At 58.6% G+C, this 1,728-nt stretch carries 3 protein-coding genes; all 3 read right to left on the bottom strand.

The window, feature by feature from the left end:
- Nucleotides 1-837: transposase (locus FHX09_RS29335; protein ID WP_184451120.1), on the bottom strand; the 837-nt coding region annotated here is incomplete at its 3' end.
- Between the two features lie 51 nt (nt 838-888).
- On the bottom strand, nt 889-1,242 hold the full coding sequence (gene tnpB, locus FHX09_RS29330) for an IS66 family insertion sequence element accessory protein TnpB (RefSeq protein ID WP_183723129.1): 354 nt from the start codon (nt 1,240-1,242) through the stop codon (nt 889-891).
- The gene (locus FHX09_RS29325) at nt 1,223-1,645 is read right to left on the bottom strand and encodes a transposase (protein WP_183723131.1); all 423 of its coding nucleotides are present in this window, start codon (nt 1,643-1,645) and stop codon (nt 1,223-1,225) included. The genes tnpB and FHX09_RS29325 overlap by 20 nt, the downstream gene beginning before the upstream one ends.
- Between the last annotated feature and the right edge of the window lie 83 nt (nt 1,646-1,728).

The following is a 1,728-nucleotide window of genomic DNA, read 5'->3' as shown; positions in this document are numbered from 1 at the left end:
CCACATGTACGACGTGCTGGTGGCTTCCTTGTCCTTTTCCTTGAGGACTTGGACCGTCGTCTCATCGCCATGAATGAGAGGCTGCGATCGCAACCGCAGTTTCAGGGCATCATAGATGCGGTGCAGATGCTTCTCGCTTGAGCCGATCACCCAGTGAGCGAGAGCGCCGCGGCTGATCGGAACACCGGCCCGCTCGAATGTCTGAGCCACGCGGTAAAGCGGCGTGCCATCGACGTATTTGTGAACGAGGGCGAAGGCCAGTGTCGAGGCGGTTGCGATACTGCCCGGCAGGGGCTGCGTCGGCATAGGCGCGATTATGACAGGCGTGTTGATCCCGGTGCGGTCGCAGTGGCGGCAAGCGTACTTGAACCGCACATTCTGCAGGACCTTTGCCTTGACCTCGATATGGAGCTGTTCGGTAACAGCCTCGCCCATACGATGCATTTGGCTGTTGCAGCAAGGACAAGCCTTCTGATCGTCGGCAAGGTCGTATTCAACACGCTCGCGCGGCAGGTCCTCCGGCAGAGGCCTGCGTCCACGCTTCTTTCCCGTGTGACCTTCTACCGCTGGCAGGCCGGTGTCCGGAAGCTCGACAACATCACCTACCTCGCTGTCATGCTCGACAGCAACCTCTTCGGCCTCGTTGAAGAGACGATCAATGTGCTTTTCGCTGCGGGGTGCAAAGCGATGGAGCTTTGCCAGTGCCAGTTCTTCTTCAAGCTTGACGACCCGCTGCGAGAGCGCTTCCTTCTCGGCTTTGAGCGCAGCGATTTCGGCAGCATGGGCTGCCAATTGCGCCATCAGTTCTGCAATGCTCGGTTCGCCGGTGCGAGTCATCAGATTCTTGAATCTGAACCGTCCCTGCGCGTCAATCGCAATTCGCCATCCTCAGCCGGCGATCTGATACTGCCGTACGGGATGGCGGATCATCGCATCGATATCGATGCCGTCGAGAATCCAGTGAAGCTGTTCTGTCGTCAGCACAACGACCGGCACCTCGCGGCGGGGCCAACGGAACCTGTCTTCCGTCAATTTCTTCAGCACCATCACAAAACCGGACCGATCAAAGAACAGAAGCTTCATCCGGTCGTGACGGCGATTGCAAAAGGCAAACACCGATGGAGCAAAGGGATCCAGCTCCATCACCTCTTGCACCAGAACCGCAAGGCTGTTGATGCCCGCACGGAAGTCGATGGGCTTCCGATGGAGGTAGACCTTGAGATCAGCGCCCAGTCTGAACATGACCCAACGCTCCTATGATCGCCGCCAAGCCATCGACATCGCTGCATTCCACCGTCAGGCTGACCCCGTTCGGCAGCACCGCGCTCAGCTTGGATGCATGAGATCGTTTGCCGGCCGGCTCCGCCTTCGTCAGTGGACCGCTGGCAGAAGACGAGTGCATATCCGCAGCTATCTGAACCGGAACGAACGCCGAGACCACAGGTAAACCACGATCCTCTCTGGCTCTCTTCACCCACTTGCGAACGAGATTGGCGTTGACGCCGTGCTCCAGAGCTAGACGCGAGACCGAAACGCCGGGCTCTAAACACGCTGCGACAAGCTGATCTCGGGAGGCAGGGTCATATCGACGGCGGCCGTCGCGACCAACAAGCCGCACCTGCAGTTTAGGAGCATCTTCATCCATGATTTGGTGTCCACCTATTTTGGTGGACACTTCATGCCTCAGAGCGCTGCGCCTCAAAAGGCGCACCGAAATTCGCGCTTACG

It is taken from the genome of Rhizobium sp. BK538 (assembly GCF_014197575.1).
GTDB lineage: Bacteria > Pseudomonadota > Alphaproteobacteria > Rhizobiales > Rhizobiaceae > Rhizobium.
This window is presented reverse-complemented; position numbering and strand designations above follow the sequence as displayed.

Coding starts and splice junctions, on each gene's coding strand:
- FHX09_RS29325 (WP_183723131.1), bottom strand. CDS start 1,645: ATGGATGAAGATGCTCCTAAACTGCAGGTGCGGCTTGTTGGTCGCGAC.
- tnpB (WP_183723129.1), bottom strand. CDS start 1,242: ATGTTCAGACTGGGCGCTGATCTCAAGGTCTACCTCCATCGGAAGCCC.